The organism is Trichococcus sp. ES5 (assembly GCF_900067165.1).
GTDB lineage: Bacteria > Bacillota > Bacilli > Lactobacillales > Aerococcaceae > Trichococcus > Trichococcus flocculiformis.
The window spans coordinates 146,441-167,748 of record NZ_FJND01000001.1 but is presented as its reverse complement, the minus strand read 5'-3'; the positions used below and the strand labels follow the sequence as shown (position 1 = coordinate 167,748).

The window sequence follows — 21,308 nt, the reverse complement described above, 5'->3', positions numbered from 1 at the left end:
TTTGCGTTCATTGATGTGGAAAGCTGTTCCTCCACAAGGTGTATCTCTTATTTTACGATAATCAGTGCACTTTAGCATATAAGAATTAGTAAAGAATTACAAACAGAACGCAATTTTCGAATAACAGATTTCTAAGATATCCTTAATTTGGATGGCCCGAGGTTGTTTTTTTGTGCGGTCTGGTCTATCATTTGGGATGACAGGCATCAAAAATGTTATATATATGAACAATAAGGGGTAATTGATGTGAAGATTGGGATAGATAAGATTGGCTTTTATGCGCCGCACTTCTTTGTGGATATGGAAAAATTGGCGGAGGCCAGGGGGGTCGATCCGGCCAAGTACACTATCGGCATCGGGCAAGAAAAGATGGCTGTCGCGCCCATCACGCAGGATGCCGTTACGTTAGCCGCTAATGCCGCATTGCGCATCATTGATAAAGAGGATCTGGAGAAAATCGACTTGGTCATTTTCGGGACGGAATCGGGCATCGACAATTCGAAATCAGGTGCCGTCTACGTGCATGATCTGCTTGGGATCCAGGAACACGCTCGTTGCATCGAATTGAAGCAGGCGTGCTACGGAGCGACTGCCGGCATCCAACTGGCGAAAGGACACATTGCTTTGAATCCGGAAAGCCGTGTATTGGTGCTCGGTTCGGACATTTCCCGCTATGGAATCGGTACGGCTGGTGAAGTGACGCAAGGTGCTGGTGCAGTCGCTATGATCATCAGCGCGGAACCGCGCATCCTTGCGCTGGAGAACGAAAGCAGCTATCTGACCGCTGATGTGATGGATTTTTGGAGACCCATCTACTCGGAAACGGCTTTTGTCGATGGTAAATATTCAAATGAGCAGTACATTTCGTTCTTCGTGAACGTTTGGGAAGACTTCAAAGCGAAATACGGAGCCACATTGGCTGACTTCGAAGCCATCTGTTTCCATCTGCCTTACACGAAAATGGGCATGAAAGCTCTACGGGAAGTGCTGGACCAAGGTTCCGAAGCAGACAGCGAACGTCTTTCAGCGCATTACCGGACAAGCACTGTCTACAACAAAATCGTCGGTAATATCTATACTGGATCCTTGTATCTGAGTCTGCTGTCCTTGCTGGAACTTTCCGATGACCTGAAGGCGGGCGATAAAATCGGTCTCTTCAGTTACGGCTCCGGAGCGGTCGGTGAGTTCTTCTCAGCCACACTGCAGGACGGATTCAAAGAAGCTTTAGCTGCCGCTGAGCACGGGAAAATGTTCGCGGGACGGACAGAAGTGAGCGTCAAAGAATACGAAGAGATTTTTTCTCGTGTTTTGCCGATTGATGGTTCAAGCATCGAATTGGATGTGGACGCAGATCCTGCAACCATCTGCATCGAAGGAATGGACTACAACAAACGCATCTATCTGAACAAAATCAGATGATCGCACGAATGAAGACAGCACGCCGTCAGCCAGATAATTGGTGGACGGCGTGCTTTTTTTGATTTTTAATGGTTCCGGGGGCCGGCTTCTCCGGCCAAGCCGGCCTTGGCCGGAGAAGAAACAAATTTCAGCCACTATACTCCGGCGAAGCCGCCGCTACCGGAGAAAAAACAAAATCCGGTACCTCTACTCCGGCAAGGCTCGCCTCACCGGAGGAAAAACTGGAATTCAGCCCGGCAGCTCGCACTGGAACCCTCCGCCACCGATCTTGTTGTGACTCAATCGACTGCATCCGCACCGCGGATTTGCGCCAAAAGTGTCTGTGCTGTCGCCAAATTCATATTTTTTTCGCCTTTAAGCCGCTCTGAAAGCTGTTCGATTTCTTTACCGACCGCGCCAGCGCTGATTGCCAAGGAACGCGAATGCAGACCCATATGTCCTTTTTGGATGCCTTCCGTAACGAGCGCTTTGATGGCGGAGAAATTTTGCGCCAGTCCGACCGATGCGATGATGGACTCCAGTTCGGATGCCGAACGGTAGCCGAGAATTTCTTTCGTCATTTTCGCAGCAGGGTGGAAGTTGATGGATCCGCCCACAGCTCCGATCGGCAGCGGCAACGTCAGACTTCCAATCAGATCCCCGTTTTCGGCTTTTTTCCAGGTTGTCAGCGAACGATACTGTCCGCTGCGGGAGGCATAGGCATGCGCTCCTGCAGAAATGGCGCGCCAGTCGTTTCCGGATGCCAGCACGATGGCGTCGATGCCGTTCATGATGCCTTTGTTATTGGTGACGGCGCGATAAGGATCAACGTAGGCAAACTGATAGGCTTCAATCAGTCGGTCGCGCACTTCATCACCGGAAAGGCTCCCTCTGCCCAAGAGTCTTGAAGGTATCCGGCATTCGGCGGTCGCCAAGCAGTCGGTCGCGTAATTGGTCAGGATTCCCATCAAAGCTTCGCCGCCGGTCAAACGCTCCAAGTAAGGGATGACGCCTTCCATCATCGTATTGATGATGTTGGCCCCCATCGCCTCCAACGTCTCGACATGGAGATGGACGACAAGAAACGCCGGAATCCCTTCATCGGGAACGGCGGCCAAACACCTTACGCTGACGCGACGGGCACCGCCACCACGTTTCACGATGGAAGGGTGGGCAGCATTGGCCGTCTCCAGGATTTCATCTTGATGCGAAAGGATAAGTTGTTCAGCAGCATCACTGGCGGGGACATTTTTTAAGGCAACCTGGCCGATCATGACCCGTTTCTGGATTGTCGTCCGGAATCCGCCCGCCTTGGCGATGATTTTCGCGCCTGCGCTGGCCGCAGCGATGACGGAAGGCTCTTCAATGGCCATCGGGACGGCATAGTCTTTTCCGTCAATCAAAAAGTTCAAGGCGACACCGTAAGGCAAATCATAGGTGCTCAATTGATTTTCGATCATGTTGTCGGCGATTTCCTGCGGCAAGCTTAATCCTGAATGAAGCTTGGCTGTCGCTTCTTCATTCAGGAGGCCGGCCGCGTGCAAGGCAGAGATTCTTTCGGGTGGTGTTTTGTCGTAAAATTTCTGAAGATAGTTGGATTCCATTTTATGCTCCTTTTCCCAAGTGTTTTCACGTGTATTCAGTGTCTGTTTCCTATAATCTTATCATAGAACCATCCTGATGGCATCAACCGTTCATTGAGCCGAATGCTAATGGGAAAGAAACCGTCCAATGACCGATGCTTGGTTGGTGCAAAGACGTGTATACTGGATTTATCAAGAGAAAGCGAGGGGTCGCATTGGATACGATCAGCTATTATATCAAAGAAATCATCAACGCAACCGGAAAGGGCTTGAAGGGATACATCATATCGGCGATCAAGCTTGCTACAATCAGTTTTGTCCTGTTGTGTCTGGGATTCGTGTACTTCGGCATCGATTTTTGGTTCCTGAAGGCTTTGGGAATCGCGGTTTTCGATCTCATCCCGATTCTGGGGAGCGGGATGGTAATGATCCCTTGGGCGGTGATCCATCTGCTGCTCGGGAACACAACGTTGGCTTGGCAAATCGGACTGCTGTACATCATTCTTGTGGTTGTTCGTCAGATTGCGGAGCCGTTCATTACCGGCAAGGAACTCGGCATCCGGCCGCTGTACACGTTTCTGGCGACAGTCGTTTGTATCCTCTTGTTCGGACCAATCGGAGCCGTTCTGGGAGCAGTGGTCGCGGTCGTGATCAAGGCCGTTTTGGAAGTCTCGAGTGTCAGCCGAAACAATTATGACAAACATCGTCGCTGAAAAAAGACAACATTTCACAAGCACGGGAGAAGTTGACTTCTTCCGTGCCTTTTTATTTTTTCAAACCCTTATGAGCCTGATGCATCCACGCATTTCTGATGAAAAAAAATAAGTAAAAATGCACGAATTATCTTGACCCGAAGGAGTCTATGCCTTAAGCTATGAATTAATGAGAACGGTTCTCAATTAGTGTCGGAAAATTATTATTACTTAAAGAATGGAGGGGACGATTTTGACGAATGTAAGGGACTTGCCGATCGGCGTAAGCGCGATTGTGAACAAGATAACAGGACAAGGCGCTACCCGCAGAAGATTGATGGATATGGGCATCACGAAAGGCACTGCCATTTATGTCAGAAAAGTCGCTCCATTGGGCGATCCGATCCAAGTGATGGTGCGCGGATATGAATTATCGATACGCAAAAAAGATGCCGAGATGATCGAAGTTACGTTCGGGGAGGGAAAATGATGGGGAAAACCATAGCGCTGGTCGGAAATCCCAACAGCGGGAAAACGACTCTATTCAACCATTTGACAGGGTCCACCCAACGTGTCGGCAACTGGCCAGGGGTTACCGTCGAACAGAAGGCCGGCACGCTACTGCATGACGGCGAAACGCAGGTCATCGATCTGCCGGGCATCTATTCGCTTTCCCCGTACACAATCGAGGAAATCGTCACGCGCGATTATCTGACGCTGGATGCACCGGATCTGATCATCAATATCGTCGATGCCTCCAATCTGGAGCGGAATCTTTACCTGACTACCCAATTGATGGAATTGCATCTCCCGATTGTCGTTGTTCTCAATATGATGGACATCGTCGAGAAACGGGGCGATCAGCTCGACGTCGCCGGTTTGTCGCGCGCATTCGGATTGCCGTTCGTAACGATTTCGGCACTGAAGGAAAGCGGATTGGAAGAGTTGTTCAAGGCCATCGCTGAACCTATATCAGTAGCAGAACCGATTACATACAGTATCGTTGTGGAAAGCATCCTTGATACGATCGAAGAAATTCTTGCGCCATTGGTTCCGAAAAAATTACGTTGCTACTACAGCATCAAGCTTTTCGAAAGGGACAGACAAACTGCTGGAAAACTTACGATTCCCGAAGAAGGCCAAGCTGTCATGGAAGGTCTGCTCAGCCGTTATGAAAAGGAATTGGACGACGACTCCGAAGCAATCCTGATTAACGAACGCTATAAATTTGTGACGAAAATTACGCGCCAAGTGCTCGTGAAAAATAGCGAAAAAGCCTCCTTCTCAGTCGTGATCGATCATATCGTAACGAACCGCTGGCTTGGGTTGCCCATTTTCGTCCTGATTATGTATGCGGTCTACTACTTCGCCATCACAACTGTGGGGACGTGGGGGACTGACTGGGTAAACGATGTGTTGTTCGGAAGCATCGTTCCCGAGGCTGTGCAAACGTTCTTCGACAGCATCGCCATCCATCCCGCAGTCAGCAGCCTTGTGATCGACGGCGCCATCGGAGGGGTGGGTGCAGTTCTTGGCTTCCTGCCGCAGATGGCCGCCTTGTTCCTCTGCTTGACCTTGCTGGAGGACAGCGGGTATATGGCCCGCGTCGCCTTCGTGATGGACAGGGTTTTCCGCGGCTTCGGGCTTTCGGGTAAATCGTTCATTCCCTTGCTGATCGGTTCCGGTTGCTCTGTTCCGGGCATCCAGGCTTCCCGCACAATCGAAAATCTACAGGACCGCCGTATGACGATCCTGACAACTTCCTTCATTCCCTGTGGCGCGAAACTTCCGGTCATCGCCCTGATCGCCAACGCCATCTTCGGCGGCGCATCCTGGGTTGCCTTGTCGATGTACCTGCTGGGGATCGCGACTGTCATCTTCTCCGGTGTGCTGCTGCGTAAGACAGCGATCTTTTCAGGGGAAGCATCGCCATTCGTCATGGAGTTGCCGATGTACCACTGGCCGCAATGGAAAAGCATTTTCCGCGCGGTAGGAGCCCGTTGCCTGGCCTTCGTCAAAAATGCAGGAACTGTCATCTTCCTCAGCTCTAGCTTCATTTGGTTTTTATCTTCCTTCAACTGGCAGCTTCGAATGACGGTTGAAAGTGACCAAAGCATCCTGGCCAAAATCGGCAGTGCAGTAGCTATATTCTTCGCGCCGTTGGGCTTCGGCTCTTGGCAAGCGACGGTGGCGACCATCCAAGGATTGATCGCGAAGGAAAATGTTGTCAGCACATTTGGTGTATTAATGAACACAACCGGTTCGGAGGCGGAGGTAGCTGCCGCATTCAGCACACTGTTCAACCCGGTGAGCGCAGTAGCCTTCCTTGTGTTCAATATGATCTGCATGCCTTGTTTCGCGGCTGTCGGAGCGATGCGCACCGAATTCGGCAGCGCCAAATGGACGCTTTTCGGCGTCTTGTATCAAACTACTTTGGCTTATGTCTTGGCCTTCATCATCAATCAGCTCGGATCCGTCATCGTGTTGGGTGCACCTTTTGGGGCGGGAGCCAGCATAGCGGCTGCAGCAACGGCAATATTGGTGTTCTTGGTCGTCAGACCTGCACCGAAAAAAGCTTCGCCGATGTGGGGCAGCTTGGCGAAACCGATGGTCAAATAGGAAGAGGAGGCGTAAGTGATGAATGTTCAATCTTGGATCGTTTTGTTGTTGTTTATGACCTTGATGGGGTACATCTTATTCCGTCAAATCCGTTTGATCGCGAGCGGCAGAAAGAAGTGCAATGCCTGCACGGTAACGGTTTGCCCGATGAATGAGCCTGCTCCGGTAGAATCGGAAGCGGATTGCATTGCCGGCACCACAATGCTGGCACAATTTGGTGTTGTGAAAGAGAGCGCGTCGGCAGAAAAGCACTGCCCGACCTCCCAAATCATCAAATAATATAAATGAACAGCAAAAAAAGTCGGTGACTCAATTATTTTTGATTGAGTCACCGACTTTTTATCTGGAGAAAAGAGTGGAATCTCATCCTCCATCAACAGATTTCAATCAAAAAGATGGCATGTTATAATATTTCATATTATCCTAAGCTTTTTGTTGTGGATAAAGGCTTCATGAGGAAACGAACGGAATCGGAAAAGGAGTACAAAATAGATGCATCATTGCATGGAATGCGGAACAGAACTGGAAGCGAAACATCTGGAAAATGAAGGGAACATCCCTTATTGCAACAGTTGCGAGGGATATCGATTCCCTGTGTTCAACACGGCTGTCAGCATGGTCATTTTGAACAAGGAACAGAATAAAATTTTGTTGATCAAGCAGTACGGTGGGGCAGATTATATTCTCTGTGCGGGATACGTCAATAAGGGCGAAGATGCGGAGCAGACAGCGGCTCGTGAAATCGCCGAAGAACTCGGACTACAAACGGTCGGATTGCGCTACAACAAAAGCGAATATTTTGAAAAAAACAACACACTGATGCTGAATTTTTCCTGTATCGTCGCGAGCGAAAGCCTCGATGGTATGACGGATGAAGTGGATCAGGCGGAATGGTTTTCCATCGAAGCTGCAAAAGCCAACATCAAAAAAGGCAGTTTGGCTCAGCGCTTCCTGGAAAACTACTTGGAAAAAAGTAATGGACTGGAGTTGGTCACAGCTTTGAAGGCGTTCTGATCAGAATAGTCCAGCAAATAATTTGAAACAAAAAAAGATTCGGCTTTGACATTCAAAGCCGAATCTTTTTTGTCTATAGGTAAATTTTGATTTGGTGATTATTCAGCGGCTTTTTCAGTTGCTTCTGCTGAAGCTTCGTCCTCGTCTACTGTTTCTGTGGCAGGTGCTGCCAAGATGGCGACTGCTGCTTCTGGATCCGTAAGGACCGAAATACCGGCATCGACTTTGATATCGGCAACCGTCAGGGTATCACCGATGTTCATTTCATTAACAGCGATTTGGAATTCGGTAGGGACATGGGCAGCGTCCGTTTCAATCTCCAATTCGTTCAAAGTTTGGGTCAGGACGCCTTCTTTGAGGTCTTCGCTGCCGACTAAATGGATCGCAACAGTCATCGTCAATTTTTGACCTTTTGTAAGAGCCTGTAGTGCAACGTTTTGGATTTGGTTCTTGAGGGCAGCTTGTTGGATATCCTTCACGATGACTTGCATCGTTTTTCCATCAGACATACTGACTTCGAAGATCGCATTTTTACCTAATTGCTTGAGCACTTCGTCAAATTCTTTTGCATCAAGTAATACTGGAGTGGCTTCAACATCTTTACCATAGATGACTGCAGTGAGTTTCTTGTCCGATCGTGCACGCTTTGCTGCAGATGAGCCAACCTTGTCGCGTTTCTCTACTTGTAATTTCATATGTTTTCCTCCTGGAAGTATACCTGTACTGGCTTGGATTTGAGCTGGCTATAAAAAATATAACGTCAGCAAATAGATAGTACTTCTATACCTTACCGCAAATCCACTGAGATAGCTAACGATAAGCCTTATGACTTGTCCGGACCGTGGTTCATCACGTAAGGACCCATCCCACGAAAACGTTGCTATATAGAGAAAGTTTGTATGTACGGAGATGATTTCCGGACAGACAAACTTTATCAGTTTTTATGACTATTGTGCATACAAGTAAGTCATTACGGCCGATCCGATTTCCTCAAATACTGGAGTTGCGTCATCGGTCGCGTTTAGCCAACCATCTGTCAGGACGGCTACGATATAATTCTGGCCGTCCATTGACAGGATGCCTGCATCGTGGGATACGTCATCCAACAAGCCGGTTTTGTGTGCAAAAGTCACATCCGAGCTAAGACCAGTGTTCAGTGCGTAGACGAGTTGTTGGTTGCCCAAGAGTCCAAGAAAATATTTAGTGCTGGCTTCTGAAAGCAATTCACCTTCCAATAGGCGCTCCAACAGGAAGGCTACTTCGGCTGGAGTTGTTTCTAGGTCCCCGTTGTAATAAATGCCGTCATACTCCAGGTAAGGGTTAAAACTTGTGGAAACGAATCCTTGCTCATGGATGAAGGTTTCGATGTTCTCCCAGCCAATCAGGTGTGCAAGTTCTTTTGCGGGTTCATTTGCTGAAACTGTGATGGTACTGGTCAGATAATCATCGATTGTCGCCCCGTCTGCCATCTGGTCCTGCAAGGAAAGTACACCGGCATCGACCTGGTCAAGGATGGCGTACGTCAGAAACAATTTGTAGAGGCTCGCGCTTGTGAAGGTGCGGGATTCATTGGTCGTAATGGCTTCTCCGGTCTGCTCATTGATGAGGACAAAACCAAGCTGATCAGGATAAGTTGCATTCAACTCATCCAAATCCGCTGCCAAATCCTCGCCTGAAGCGGATAAAATGGTGCTGCTCTGGAGAATAGCATTCGCTTCCGCAATGCTGGTCTCATCCGCCTCCTGCATTTCATCAGCCTCATACGCCACATCGGTCATCAGGGTCTGGGCTGATGCAGCACTTTCTCCTTCTTGAGAGTTGGCTAAGTCCCACAAAAGGAACGTGACACAGCCCACAAGGAAGAGGGTAGTAAGGAGAAACGAATATTTCTTTTTTAATCTTTTTCTTTTTTTCATATCAAGTACACCTACTCCGGATAATCATTTTATTATTTAGCGAAGCCACCAGAAGGCATGCCGCCCATTTGTCCGCCGCTAGATTCGGTTGTTGCGCTGACCTCAACGGTTGATGAACCGCCGCTGAAGGACGTATCTTCGTAGATGCCGGTAGCGGAGTCGCCGGATACTGTTCCGCCGGTTGTGATAGTGTACGCAGAACCGTTGACGAGATCAGGGCTGGAGAATACAAGCGACTGAGCCGTTGTGGAAGCCTCGAAGGTCATGATCACTTCTCCGTCCGGTCCAGTGATTTGGATGGCTTCATCCGCAACCAATGGGATAGAGGATGTGAACAGGAAGCTTTGTGCTGAGGTCGAAGAAGGGCTCATCGCCATTCCGGAGCTGCCGACCCCAATAAGCGTACCGCCGTTCATGTTGAACGTGCTGTCGTAATCCAACGTACCGTTCATGCTGTCGGTCGGGCCGTTGACGATTACGGTGCCATCGTTCATCTCGATGCTTCCGTTACTGTCGAGTCCATCGCCGCTCGCGTTTACCACAAGCGTTCCGCCGTTGACGGTCAAGAGTCCTGCTCCTTCGGCAGTCGAGGTGAACGTGTTTTCACCAGGGCGTCCGCTGACGGCTGACGCATCATTTCCGCCGGCTGTGTTTACACCGTCATCCGTTGATGTCAAAGTGATGTCTCCGCCATTCAGCGTGATTTCGGTTGCTTCGATACCTTCATAACTTTGATTGATGTTAATGGTTCCGTCATCGATTGTCAAGGTGTTATCGGCATGGATACCATCATCACCAGAAGCAATCGTGAAGTCTCCGCCCGTTATTTGGATCGCATCATTGGTATGGATGGAGTCATCGGATGTGTCCAATACGAAGGTGCCGCCGGAGATCGCTAATGAGCCTGTCGCTTTCAAACCTTTGGCGCTAGTTGTTTCCTCGGTGGTAGTTGTGGCTGCTGCTTCAGAAGGTGCTGCCCATGTTCCCCAAGCCTCGCTCGCTGTACTGCTGTTCGCGCTGCCGCCGCCGGTTGTGATCGTAAAGTCGCCACCAAGTATCTGCAGATTGGTTGCGGCTTGGATGCCGTCAGAGGCTGCCGTAATCGCGAAAGTGCCTGATTCAATAGTCAAGGTTCCTTTGCCTTCTTCTTCCTCATTTGTGGACTACAGTCCGTCGCCGCCCGCATCGATCGTGAAGGTACCCGAGCTGATGAAGAGCGAATCGCTCCCTTTGATGGCGTCGCCGACAGAAGTGATCTCATAGGTTCCTTCTGCGATGGTCACATCATCTTTACCTTTGATGGCATGAGCATAATTGGCATCGACAATCAACGTTCCCGTTCCGTTCAGGATGAGGTCGGATTTGCTGAACAGGGTAGCATCCGGCTCATCCTCACTGTCTTCGAAGGTGTACGTTTCTCCGTCGCTTAAAGTATTGGTCGTTCCTTCAGCCAAAGTGATGGTCGCGGAGTTGGCGCTTTTCACGTAGATGGCGGCTCCGGTGGAATTCGTGATAGTAGCCCCGTCGAGAACGATCTGGACATCGGCTTCATCGACTGTTTCGACACGGACCTGGCCTTCGCTCAGGGTTCCGCTGAGGATATACGTACCTGGTTGCGTGATGGTCAGAATGGAACCGTCAGCAGCAGCTCCGGATCCGTCGACTGTGATTGTTTGGTCGGAAAAACTGATGGCTGTGCTGTTGCTTTCTGAATAACTGGAGTCAGATATAAGAGTAGATTCAACTGTCGCCTCCGTGGTCGAGACGTCGCTGGCTGCTGTTGTGGTGCTCGCTTCAGTGGAGCAAGCGGTCAATAAGGCAAGGGTACCTGTCAGAGCGAGCATTTGAGTTAGAGGTTTATTCTTTAGATTCATTATAGTACTTTTCATGGGTTAGTTCTCCTGTCGGGTATGTTTTTTAGTTGGTAATTGGTGTTAATGTCTAGCTACACTGGTTAGCTTTTCTTAGCCTGCTTGGTTGCCGTTGTAGCTGACCAAAGTGGCGCTCTGAACGCCTTCAATGGCGCTCAATTCATTCATGAAGCTTGTTTCGTTGTTCTTGACTTTTACTTCATAGATCAATTCCGGTTGACCATCCGTTATGCTCTTGGATTTTACGATGATTTTTCCGAAACGGTTTTTGATGATTTCGGTCGCCTGCAATTCAGCATTCTCATTCTCCAGCTGCAGCATCAAAATGTAAGGGGCTGAAGAATCGACTTTTCCTGTCAAAACGAGCAGGATGACCGTAATGAATGCAGATCCGAGAAAAGCCAGAGAATACAACCCAGCTCCGAGGATGATGCCGACGCTGATCGACCAGAAAAGGAAGACCAGGTCAAGCGGTTCCTTGATGGCGGTACGGAAGCGGACGATGGAAAGGGCACCGACCATCCCTAGGGAAAGAACAACGTTGGAGGTTACGGCCAAGATGACGAAAGTGGTCAAGACAGATAATAGGACCAGCGATGTGTTGAAGGGTTTCGAATACATGACACCGGCGTAGGTCTTTTTATAGATGAAGAAGATGAACAGGCCGATGAAGAGCGCCGATAGAAGGGAAACGGAAGCCGCCGCGATGGAAAAATCGGCCGTTTCCTCCAAAAAACTGTTTTTTAAGATATCTGTAAATGTTGTCATTTCAATATTCCTCCTGGTATGTTGTAAATAATATTACCCGCTTCTAGAATGATGGCTAGCTTCACGGGTTAGCCCCTCGGAATTTAGATAAATCGTACCTATTGCGCTCTGCGATGCTCAGTCGGCACGATTTCCTAAAATTCTTTCAGGGCTGAACGAACCCGTTCCGCTTTTCTCAAATTTGGTTTAGGTGTCTTCCGATGACGTATTTTGAGTGCGAGGTGCTGGTTATTTCTTCTGTCTGCACCAGACTTTGGATCCAATCCGGCAGGTAATTGTCGAATTTGACTTCCAGTACGCAGTCAATCCCGGGTTCCCTTATTCCGATCCGGCCATCATGGAAGAAAGAAGTTACTTGTGTGCTGGCGTGCATATCAAAATCCAGCGTGATGCGGGTGTTCCCGGGTCCATAGGCGAAGGCTTCCCGTTCGTAGGTGATGATCACTTTCGGCTCCATGCATTGGCTTTTGCACTTGACATAGAATTCCTGGAGCAGTGGATGGTTCGCATCGGCAAGGCAATCATATTTTTTTTGGATAAGCTGGTCGGCCATGTCTTTCGTGATACAGGCGCTCTGTTTGTAACCGACTGCTCCGTCCTTGACTTTCTTTTCCAGGCGGATAAAGGAAGCGTCATTGTTGTAATAACGGATCCGGAATTTTTCGCGATAGCTGCGGCCATCCTCTTTGTCCCAATAAGCATCGTCATAAATCGTGTCAAAATAGAGACTTCGGATGCTATAGCTGTTGCCTATTGAATTCTCGTCATGTTTCAGGAATTTTCTCAGCCGACTTGTGAGGATGACTTTGTTTTTTTGGGAAATTTCGTGTTTGAATTCGTTGCGGTAGCATATTTCGCTCATAACGCTCAACCTCGTTTCTTGTTTCTCTTGATGTCCTTATTCTAGGCCGATCCGGGAAACAATTCTCCGTAAACAGGGCAGAGAGTTGTTGCAAAAATGGAGCAAAGTGAGCGGAAAGATGCGTAAAGTTGAAAGAGCGCCGAATCCCAATGCAAAAAAAAGGGGCCGATACGCTAGCCTATGGGGGCGGTCAGCGTTTCGGTCCTTGTTATAAAACTGTAGTAATTAATTGGGTTTTTCATTAATGAGCGTTTCACTATGTGTGTTTCACAAATTTGCACAAGGTCTCATGCAATTAAAATAGTTGGCTAGCTTCACGGGTTAGCCCTTCGGAAATTAGACAAATCTGACCCATTGCGCTCTACGATGCTCATTCAGGGCCAGATTTCCTAAATTTCTTTCAGGGCTGAACGAACCCGTTCCGCTTTTCTGCTTATTTGTTTTGTTGCGGCAGTATGATCGTGAAAGTTGTCCCTTTGGCGGAGGACATGACTTCTATGCGTCCGCCGTAGGTCTGCACGATCGATTGGACGATGGATAGCCCGATGCCGTGCACGCCTTTGTTGCCTTTGTAGAAACGGTCGAAAATATGCGGCAAGTCAGTCTTAGAAATCGGTTCGCCATCATTGTAGATGGTGATCATGATCCGGTTGTCTATCTCCTTGCAGCCCAGACGGATGATGCCTTTTGCGTAACGCAGGGCGTTGGAGATAAGATTCTGAAAGGCCCGTTCAAAATCCCGTTCATCATAATGGAACAGGACAGGATCCTTCTGGAAGTCGAACAGCACATGCAGATTTTTTTGATCACTGACACTGGCGTAGCGTTCGACGGTATAGGCCAATGTCTCACGGATATCGTTGGTGGCGGTCAATCGATCCGCTGAACGGGTTTCCAGTCGCGACAGGTAAAGGATATCCTCAACAAGCGTGCCCAGTTTGTCGGTCTCGTTCTTGATTGCGATAGCGCCTTTTTTATCATCGATGATGCCGATCTCGATACCTTCCGCGTTTGTCTTGATGATCTGTAACGGTGTCCGCAATTCATGGGAAGCGTTCTGGAAGAATGTGCGCTGATCTGCGTCGTACAGCTTGAGTTTTTTTGTGGTCTCGTTCATGGTCGTCTTCAGTTCATGGAGCTCCAAGTCGACGAATTCCTCATCGATCGTCTGATAGTTCCCTTCACCGATCTCTTTGGCGAACAAAGCCAACGTCTGCAACGGTTTCGTGATCCTTGAAACGAGCAGGTAGGTGATGGTGGCGATGGTCACCAGCCCGACTACCATAATGATCAAAAGGATCTGATTCAGGTTCTGCTCGAAGACGAACAAATCGGACATATTCAGGAAGAATACCGCATAGGTCCCTTCCTTTTCGGCGTTGGGGGCGATGGAATAGTAGTAGAGATTATCCTCCAACTCCAATTTCCCATCAGCCGTCAATGCCAGTGTGATATCGGAACTTTCCAGTCCGGAAACGAAATTCGTCAACGAATCGTCATCGCTGAACCCTGTGTCCTGGATCTGCGGGAAGAGGATTTCGAAATCTTCGGAAATGATCGTCTTTTTGACGCTGGATGCGAAGGCTGTGTGAGGTTCTTTATTCTTGTCCCTTGGCTCATCCACAAGGGTCCCATCCGATGCTGCGGGCTCCGGTTCCAATTTTTTGTCCTCGTCGAAGGGACGCTCGATGTAATCTTGTCTCGCTTCGGAAAGCAGCGAGGTCGCGGCTGTTTCGATGTACTGGGTAAAGAAAAAATTGAACACCAGATAAATCAAGGTAAAGATGGCCGCCAACAACAAGGTGACGGTCGTCAGAAGCCGGATCTTCAAACTTTTTTTCGATGTCTTCATCCTCATCCTTCAGACGACTCCTTCACGGTGAAGCCGAATCCCCAAACGGTCTCGATCTCGACTGTGGAGCCGGCAAGTTTTTTGCGCAGCCGTCTGACTGTATCATCGCAGGCCCGCGTCTCGATGTCCTTGCCGTATCCCCAGATCGAATCCAAAAGCTCGTCCCTGGAAACGGCACGGTTTTTGTTTTCGATTAGATAAACGAAAACATTGTATTCATTTGGTGTCAGGTTGAGGGAGACCCCATTTTGTTTGACGGACATGGCGGCCAGATCGATTTCGATATCACCGATCCGCAGCGTCGCTTCTTCCTGACGGGCCGGCAGGCGTTCCTGATCCATCTTGATGCGGCGAAGCATCGCTTTTACGCGCATATTCAGGGCGATGGCACTGAAGGGCTTCGTGAAGTAATCATCACTGCCCAAGTTGATGCCCGTCGCGTAATCCATGTCGCTGTCTTTTGCGGTCAGGATGATGATCGGCACCGAACTGATGTCGCGTATTTTTTTGGTGATTTCGAAACCACTAGATCCCGGCATCATCACATCCAGGATGACCAGGTCCGGTTGTTTATCCAGGAAAGCATCGTAAAGCAAGTCGCCATTGGGAAAGTCGGAGACCGCATAGCCCTCGCTCTCCAGAAACGTCTTCACCGTCAAACGGATGCCATCTTCATCTTCTGCGATATATATTTCTTCATTCATAATGTTGTCCACCCCATTCTTGTATCCAGTATAACCGATTTTCATTGGGAAGATTACGAAAAATTGCGGCAATCCTGCAGAAATTGGGAAGGGAAAATAGTATTTGTGCTCTCTTTTGAAAATAGATGGCATTTCCCCTGGCCAAACTGGTAAAATAGCGTATAGTCCTTCAAGAAGTTGGGCTGTGAATTTTTGATTTTTGGAGGAATAAAAATGACCCTTACACATAGAAATGCAACTTTGGACGATGTGGAAGACATCGTCGCTATCTACAATCAGACAATCCCCAGCCGGATGGTGACGGCCGATCTGGAACCGGTGACCGTCAAACAAAAAATGGGCTGGTTCCTGGACCATTCGCCCAGCTACAGACCGATCTGGGTTTTTGAAGAGGATGGGAAAATCTGTGCTTGGGTGAGCTTTCAGGCTTTCCACGAGCGTGCCGCCTACGATAAGACAGCAGAATTGAGCATTTATATCCATGAAGGCTACCGCGGTAAAAAAATGGGCACGCAGATTATGGAAACAGTATTGGCTGCCTGCGAAGAGCTGGATATCACGAATCTGGTCTGCCTCATCTTCGGCCACAATGCACCAAGCATCGGGCTGATGAAAAAATTCGGTTTCGAACAATGGGGATATTTACCGAGAGTAGCCGAACTCGACGGCATCGAACGTGACCTCGTCTACATGGGCAAAAGAGTGCGCGACTGACTCTCGAAGCGGCAGCATTGGGGATTGAATGACTTTTGCGGTTTCCGTTTTGCAGGTACAGAAACTCGCGTCAGTTATCTATCATAGGCGAATATACTGAGGGTCGCTTATGATAGTTCTGTTGATATATTGTTAACATTACGTTATTTTTATTGCAGCCTCCATCCTTTTAGTATAATAAGTAAGCAAGTTTTAGAAATTATTTTATAAAGGATGGATGTAGCATGTGGTTTTTATTTGCGATAGTTTCCGTTTTGGCTTGGGGCACAGCGGATTTGTTTTATAAAAAGGGGAGTGACCCTAAAGATAAATACAGTTATCTGAAGATCGTCATCATGGTAGGCGCGGTCATGGGGATCCATGCGGTCTATGTCATGCTGACTTCGGGAGTGGTCTACGATCCCAGCAACATGATTACGTACTTGCCTGTGTCGGCTTTATACATTTTATCGATGGCAGTTGGCTACGCCGGATTGCGTTTTCTGGAATTGTCGATTTCTTCACCAGTACAGAACTCGTCCGGAGCGGTATCCGGCTTGTTGACTTTCATTTTCTTGGGTCAGTCCATGACCGGTCTCCAGTTTTTTGCGGTGGGACTGATCACGGTCGGAGTCATTCTGCTGTCGGTATTCGAACAACGGTTTGCAGAGGCGGAACGGAAAGAGAACAAGGAAATGGTTGACCGGAAATATAAGTACGGCGCAATCGCCTTGTTGTTCCCGCTGGGTTATGCGTTGATCGATTCGCTGGGGACATTCGCGGATGCGTGGGTCTTCGACAGAGGGATGGACGAAATGCAGGCGAACATTTCCTATGAATTGACCTGGCTGATCGTTGCCGTTGTGGCTTGGATTTATCTTGTCTGGATCAAGAAGGAAACCTTCGCTTTGCGCGATCAGAAAGACCGCGGTTTGGCAGCCATCTTCGAAACGTTGGGGCAGTTCTTCTATGTTTTTGCAATCAGCGCGAATGCAGTCATCGTTGCCCCGCTGATTTCTTCCTATAGTATGGTGTCCGTCATCCTTTCGCGGATCTTCCTGAAAGAAAAACTGACCGCAAAACAATACGCAGTCATCGCAATGATCATGGTAGGGATATTTATCTTAGGCTTCGAATAGTTTTGTGCAAAAAAGCGGCTGAATGTCGCTTTTTTGCGTTGTGCCGATGTACCTGTGGGCGGCTCTCTATACCAAGGGGGAAAGGGGGTCTCGTCCTCCGGCGGGCGGTGGCCTCGTCGGAGGACGGGATGAGGATTGGGCTTCAACAACGGGGAGCGGTAATCTGGCCGGAGAAGCCACCTGAATATAACCCGCCACCTCCTGCGAAAGACACGTTCGCCGGAGGTGGCGTTCTTTCAACAATCTTCCTTTTTGTGGATTCCGCTGAAATAAGCGATAATAAAAGTGAAAGAACGCGAAGGAAGGGAACGCATATGGATATGGAATCGCCGCAACAAGGAGGAAAAGGGAAGGGATTGTTTGGGCTCAGTCTGGCTGGAGGAGGCTTGAAGTCCTTTTCGCAGCTTGCCGTCCTTCATGATCTGGAGAAGCATCATGTGAAAATCGACGCAGTTGCAGGCACTTCGATGGGAGCGGTCATAGCGGCTTTGGTGGCCAGCGGACTAACGGCATCCGAAATCGAGGAAACCTTATTGGAAGAGGAAAGGGAATTTGCTGATCGCGGGGTCTTCAGCAGGCCCGCCTATCTGCTCTTTCAGCATGTTCGGGAACACAATAACGGTTTCGTTGAACTTCAGAACCTGCAGCAGATGGCCTGTCAATTATTCGAAAAAATAGGCTGCCGGATGCTTTCCGATTGCCGTTTGCCTGTCGCAATCACGACAGTTGACATCCATACAAGCGAACTGATTGTTTTCACCAACAAACCCGAGTTTTTCACGAGTCCAACCGGAGATTGGCTCATCTATCCGCATGATATCGAATTGGGGATGGCCGTGGCGGCATCCTGTGCGTTTCCGATGATTTTCTCCACCGCATCCTTAGACGGGAGACAGTTGGTCGATGGCGGGGTGATGATGAATTTGCCTATCCCTCTTTTTGACCGTTCGCTCTTCAGCGTGCTGCTGTCCGTGTCGATGATCTATGATGCGGTCGATCGGCAACTGGAATCGCCGTTCAATGTTGCAATCCAAAGTTTGGATATTTTGATACGGCAGATGGATCGCCAATTGACGAAGCAGGCGGATATCCAAGTGAACTTCCCGATTGAACCACAGTTGGTATTCAAGGTGGGAGCCGGTGCGGAAGTCATCGCCATCGCCAATGAGATGCTGCGGAATAATCCGATTGACTACGATCTGCTGGAAAAGCATCGGCAAAAGGGGTGAAGCTGGATGCAGGTACGCAACTTGCCCATGAGCCCATGAGCGCATGAGAGGGCCGCAACTCCGACGAGAGAGCTCCTATCGGAGTTCAGGATAGTGAGAACTCCTGAACTCCGGCGAACAAAGCCTCACCGGAGAACACGGATGAAAAACAGCCTGAACTCCGGCGAACAAGCTCTCATCGGAGTTCAAGCTACCGATTGCCGACCGACCGCTGCCGCTGAATCACCAAAAAAACGCACAATCGGCTGATTGTGCGTTTCATCATAATGAGATTAGTCTTCCGGCCAGACTTCTTTGGCGATTTCCACGACATGGCGTACTTTAGCCCATTGTTCTGCTTCCGTCAGCAAGTTGCCTTCTTCTGTGGAGGCGAATCCGCATTGCGTGCTCAACGCCAATTGATCCAAAGGAACATATTTACTGGCTTCTTTGATACGGGCTTTGATTTCTTCTTTGTCTTCCAGCTCCGCCGTTTTCGAAGTAACCAGGCCCAATACGATACGGCCTTTGCCTTTGAAGTAGGCAAGTGGTTCGAAACCGCCGGAACGATCGGTATCATACTCCAGGAAATAACCGTCGAAGCTTGTTTGTCCGAAAAGCTCTTCTGCGATCGGATCATAAGCGCCTTCCAATGAGTGGTGAGATTTATAGTTGCCGCGACAGACATGTGTCGTCAAGACAAGATCAGCAGGTTTTGCTTCGATGATGGCTTGAACGTTCTCAGCTGCAACGCGTTTGGAAGCTTTGTATTCTTCCGAATCATCCGCGAAGTTGCAAAGGAAGCCCCAGTGTACATCGTCCAATTGCAGATAGCGACAGCCCAAGTTGTATAAAGCTTGGACAGTGTCGATGTAGGCTTGTTGCACGTCCGCTTGGTACGCTTCAACCGAAGGGTAGATTTCTTCGTTGCGATAGCCTGGGTAGAAAACTTCGTTCGGGCTAGGGATTGTGAACTTCGCTACGCCTTGGTCTCCGACGATTTCATTTAATGATTTGAAAGCAGCCAGGAAAGGGTGGTTCGGATTGAAGGAGATTTTGCCGACGTTGCGGAAAGCGTACTTGCGGACTTCCACATCCCCGAAATCATAACCGTGTTCCGGCACATAGCCTTCAAATCCGTTCAGGTTTTCGATGAAATCGATATGCCACCATGAGCGACGGAATTCGCCATCCGTGAATCCCTTCAATCCGTTTTCCTTTTGATCTTTGACCAGTTTCGTGATTTCTTCCGTTTCGATTTGGTCCAAAGCAGCAGCATCGATTTCACCGGCTGCAAATTTCAAGCGCGCGTCCTTCAATGGTTCCGTGCGTAAAAAGCTCCCTACGTGATCGGCTCTGAATGGTAAAGTTGTTGTTTTTTGTGCTGTTGTCATATTATTTTCCTTCTTTCCGTTATTATTTTTTTATCAAACAAGATAATGCAGTAAAAAAAATACGTCCCTGCACATTGCTGTGCAAGGACGTATGATTGCTCATCGTGATACCACCTTGGTTCGGGGTACGCTCACGCATGCCCCCTCAGTCAGTACGCAAGACGATCGATAGTCTTGTTATACTGCGGCATTGTAACGTATGCGGACGTGGCTCGCTGAGGCCGGATGGCGTTCACAAAACCAATCACTCTAAGACCATTTTCTGGATGACTTTCCTGTCCTCTTCTCAGCTGCCGAGGTTCTCTGTGCATTTCCGTTATCCATACTCTTCTTTTCACCGTGAGGTTGTTTGAATTTATATATATAATAACAATATGATTAGTAAGTGTCAAATATTTTCTCACGATAAATTCATTTACTTGTTTTGATTTCCGCTGCGTATTCCTCGTAGAATATTTTTTTAGTCTGGATGAACCGTCTGAAGTCGTTCAGCAACTGAAACAAAATGGCGCGATTTTCGAACTCCGCCCGGGTGGCCGGCAACTCGCTCTCACGGAATGCTTGCAGCAATGAATCGATGTCCTCCATCAGATAGATTCCGGTGTTCTGTTCGTGCAGCTGAGCGGCAGTCAGGAAGAACAGCCCGGCCAAAATCTTGTTTTCGCTTGTCGGCAGCGCGCACAAGCCGAGATTGGTGGCCATATATTTCAGGATGGTGACCTGCTCGCTGCGCATATCGAAGTAGCGGATGTTATAGGTCGATTGGTCCAGCAACTGATTATCGAATTCGGCATAGACAACTTGCCTGTATTTTTCCAATTGATCATCCAACTCATTCAACAACCGCTTTTGATTGCGGTCATCTCCCTCACGAAGAGTGACGCTGAAACTGTGCAGCACTTCCTTCATCTGCGTCTCGACTTGTTCGCGAAGCAAGATGATCTGGCTCGCTTTGGATGGCATATAGAGATTGAACAGAATCGCCACGCCGGCTCCGATCATCATCAAGGCTAATTCGTTCAGAATCCAAGGAAGGCTTGTTTGCTTTTCCAGTAATAGATGCGTCACAAGCACCGAACAAGGCGCGATCCCGGATTGAAGAGTGAAGCGGTAGGCCAATGGTACATAGAAAAGCAGATAAACTCCGAACACGATGATGTGGAATCCAAAAATCCGGAACAGGACCGTTGCGATCGTCAACGCCAGCACTGTGGAAGCAATCCGCTGCAAGGCTGTCAGAACGGATGATTTTTTGGTGTCCAGCACACTAAGGATCGCGATGATCCCAGCTGAAACGGAATAATTCAAATTTAGTAATTGCGCAATCAGAATCGCAATGACAGTCGCAAATGCAATTTTGATGGTGCGGTGGCTCAATGTCATGGGCTTCCCTCCTATATTTCTAGCATAGTGCATTTCAGTTCGATTGACCAGTGTTTTCGGATATAGTAAGAGTGCGTCTTTTTCGGTCTGGAAGTGGATTTTCTAATCAAAAAAATACTATATCTCGTTTTGCTGGCATGGTATGATACTAGATGTTGTTCCGCGAACCAGCGGATCGGAAATTACATTAAATTACGGAAATAATCAGATAA

At 48.7% G+C, this 21,308-nt stretch carries 18 protein-coding genes and 1 pseudogene; 9 read left to right on the top strand and 10 right to left on the bottom strand.

The features are described from left to right. Nucleotides 1-246: 246 nt before the first annotated feature. The gene (locus TES5_RS00715; protein WP_068558727.1) at nucleotides 247-1,419 is read left to right on the top strand and encodes a hydroxymethylglutaryl-CoA synthase; all 1,173 of its coding nucleotides are present in this window, start codon (nucleotides 247-249) and stop codon (nucleotides 1,417-1,419) included. Between the two features lie 278 nt (nucleotides 1,420-1,697). Here the strand turns inward: TES5_RS00715 and TES5_RS00710 are convergent, their stop codons facing one another. Beyond that, the gene (locus TES5_RS00710) at nucleotides 1,698-3,041 is read right to left on the bottom strand and encodes a hydroxymethylglutaryl-CoA reductase, degradative (RefSeq protein ID WP_255356028.1); all 1,344 of its coding nucleotides are present in this window, start codon (nucleotides 3,039-3,041) and stop codon (nucleotides 1,698-1,700) included. 155 nt (nucleotides 3,042-3,196) lie between these two features. On the opposite strand from TES5_RS00710, the gene TES5_RS00705 reads away from it, so the two are divergent. The 5 genes from TES5_RS00705 (at nucleotide 3,197) to TES5_RS00685 (ending at nucleotide 7,306) form a co-directional block, all read left to right on the top strand. Then, nucleotides 3,197-3,694, top strand: a complete 498-nt coding sequence (locus tag TES5_RS00705) for an AI-2E family transporter (RefSeq protein WP_232309252.1) — start codon at nucleotides 3,197-3,199, stop codon at nucleotides 3,692-3,694. 250 nt (nucleotides 3,695-3,944) lie between these two features. Beyond that, a complete protein-coding gene (locus TES5_RS00700) occupies nucleotides 3,945-4,163 on the top strand; it encodes a FeoA family protein (RefSeq protein WP_369813478.1) in 219 nt (72 codons plus the stop codon). After that, nucleotides 4,163-6,292, top strand: coding sequence for a ferrous iron transport protein B (feoB, locus tag TES5_RS00695; protein WP_068558721.1), 2,130 nt, complete (start codon nucleotides 4,163-4,165; stop codon nucleotides 6,290-6,292). Before TES5_RS00700 ends, feoB begins: the two co-directional genes overlap by 1 nt. Nucleotides 6,293-6,310: 18 nt before the next feature. After that, a complete protein-coding gene (locus TES5_RS00690; protein ID WP_068558719.1) occupies nucleotides 6,311-6,571 on the top strand; it encodes a hypothetical protein in 261 nt (86 codons plus the stop codon). 213 nt (nucleotides 6,572-6,784) lie between these two features. Then, nucleotides 6,785-7,306 (top strand): NAD(+) diphosphatase, encoded by a 522-nt coding sequence (locus tag TES5_RS00685; protein WP_068558717.1) that lies wholly within the window; start codon nucleotides 6,785-6,787, stop codon nucleotides 7,304-7,306. A 98-nt stretch (nucleotides 7,307-7,404) separates the two neighbouring features. Here the strand turns inward: TES5_RS00685 and TES5_RS00680 are convergent, their stop codons facing one another. The 7 genes and pseudogenes from TES5_RS00680 to TES5_RS00645 form a co-directional block, all read right to left on the bottom strand. Next, nucleotides 7,405-8,001: a 50S ribosomal protein L25 gene (locus TES5_RS00680; protein ID WP_068558715.1), complete on the bottom strand. Its 597-nt coding sequence runs from the start codon at nucleotides 7,999-8,001 to the stop codon at nucleotides 7,405-7,407. A 252-nt stretch (nucleotides 8,002-8,253) separates the two neighbouring features. Continuing rightward, complete coding sequence (locus TES5_RS00675) at nucleotides 8,254-9,222, bottom strand: serine hydrolase (protein ID WP_083546384.1); 969 nt, start codon at nucleotides 9,220-9,222, stop codon at nucleotides 8,254-8,256. Between the two features lie 32 nt (nucleotides 9,223-9,254). Further along, nucleotides 9,255-11,066, bottom strand: a pseudogene (locus TES5_RS15745) (carbohydrate-binding domain-containing protein). Nucleotides 11,067-11,186: 120 nt separating this feature from the next. Beyond that, nucleotides 11,187-11,861: a DUF4956 domain-containing protein gene (locus TES5_RS00660; RefSeq protein WP_068558707.1), complete on the bottom strand. Its 675-nt coding sequence runs from the start codon at nucleotides 11,859-11,861 to the stop codon at nucleotides 11,187-11,189. Nucleotides 11,862-12,036: 175 nt separating this feature from the next. Beyond that, nucleotides 12,037-12,723: a polyphosphate polymerase domain-containing protein gene (locus TES5_RS00655; RefSeq protein ID WP_068558705.1), complete on the bottom strand. Its 687-nt coding sequence runs from the start codon at nucleotides 12,721-12,723 to the stop codon at nucleotides 12,037-12,039. 433 nt (nucleotides 12,724-13,156) lie between these two features. Next, nucleotides 13,157-14,581, bottom strand: coding sequence for a sensor histidine kinase (locus TES5_RS00650; protein ID WP_083546385.1), 1,425 nt, complete (start codon nucleotides 14,579-14,581; stop codon nucleotides 13,157-13,159). Further along, the gene (locus tag TES5_RS00645) at nucleotides 14,578-15,279 is read right to left on the bottom strand and encodes a response regulator transcription factor (protein WP_068559323.1); all 702 of its coding nucleotides are present in this window, start codon (nucleotides 15,277-15,279) and stop codon (nucleotides 14,578-14,580) included. The genes TES5_RS00650 and TES5_RS00645 overlap by 4 nt, the downstream gene beginning before the upstream one ends. Nucleotides 15,280-15,492: 213 nt before the next feature. On the opposite strand from TES5_RS00645, the gene TES5_RS00640 reads away from it, so the two are divergent. From TES5_RS00640 to TES5_RS00630, 3 genes are all read left to right on the top strand, one after another. Next, nucleotides 15,493-15,993, top strand: coding sequence for a GNAT family N-acetyltransferase (locus TES5_RS00640; RefSeq protein WP_068558700.1), 501 nt, complete (start codon nucleotides 15,493-15,495; stop codon nucleotides 15,991-15,993). A gap of 224 nt (nucleotides 15,994-16,217) precedes the next feature. Further along, nucleotides 16,218-17,111, top strand: a complete 894-nt coding sequence (locus TES5_RS00635; RefSeq protein ID WP_068558698.1) for a GRP family sugar transporter — start codon at nucleotides 16,218-16,220, stop codon at nucleotides 17,109-17,111. 314 nt (nucleotides 17,112-17,425) lie between these two features. Continuing rightward, complete coding sequence (locus TES5_RS00630) at nucleotides 17,426-18,340, top strand: patatin-like phospholipase family protein (protein ID WP_178137778.1); 915 nt, start codon at nucleotides 17,426-17,428, stop codon at nucleotides 18,338-18,340. Between the two features lie 272 nt (nucleotides 18,341-18,612). On the opposite strand, the gene TES5_RS00625 is transcribed toward TES5_RS00630, so the two are convergent. Next, nucleotides 18,613-19,713, bottom strand: coding sequence for a 5-methyltetrahydropteroyltriglutamate--homocysteine S-methyltransferase (locus tag TES5_RS00625; protein WP_068558694.1), 1,101 nt, complete (start codon nucleotides 19,711-19,713; stop codon nucleotides 18,613-18,615). 411 nt (nucleotides 19,714-20,124) lie between these two features. Continuing rightward, nucleotides 20,125-21,096, bottom strand: coding sequence for an aromatic acid exporter family protein (locus TES5_RS00620; RefSeq protein ID WP_068558692.1), 972 nt, complete (start codon nucleotides 21,094-21,096; stop codon nucleotides 20,125-20,127). Nucleotides 21,097-21,308: the final 212 nt, after the last annotated feature.